Annotated in this window: 1 protein-coding gene; it reads right to left on the bottom strand. The window is 68.4% G+C overall.

Going from position 1 to position 541, the window contains the following annotated elements; genetic code table 11:
- Window positions 1-541 (bottom strand): UDP binding domain-containing protein (locus AAFM92_16930; protein ID MEL7302044.1); only part of this gene is annotated, 541 nt, incomplete at both ends.

The raw sequence follows: 541 nt of genomic DNA, 5'->3' as shown, positions 1-541 counted from the left end.
GGGCAGCCTGTCGAAGGCGCGCACCACGTCGACGACGGGCGTGCCTTCATCCAGCGCGGCCTTTGCGAGCGCGGCGTAGGTGTCGTTCTTCTGAGTGACGATGACCGCCTCCGCCCCGAGGCAAGCGGCGACAGCGTCATTTGCAATGAGGTCAGCGAGATCCGTGGCCAGTGCGGCGAGACCCGGCGCGCCGTGCTTCACGTAGCTGAGCTGGCCTTCGATATTGGTCTGCGCGGTGACGGCGGGGTCATGGGCGCTGACCTCGATGCCCGCATCGCGCAGGGCAGCGATCAGCTCCAGCGTCGGGCTCTCGCGCAGGTCATCAGTGCCCGGCTTGAAGGCGAGGCCGAGGACCGCGACCCGCCGCGCGCCACTTTCGCGAACAAGGCGCATCGCCTCCGCGATCTGCGCGCGGTTCGATGCCTCGAGCTGTTCGATCAGCGGCAGGGACACACCCGCCGACGCAGCGATGTGGGCCACCGCGCGCACTTCCTTGGGCAGGCAGGAGCCGCCATAGGCAAAGCCCGGCTTCAGGTAGTAG

The organism is Pseudomonadota bacterium, assembly GCA_038533575.1.
Lineage (GTDB): Bacteria > Pseudomonadota > Alphaproteobacteria > Rhodobacterales > Rhodobacteraceae > Shimia_B.
This window is presented reverse-complemented; position numbering and strand designations above follow the sequence as displayed.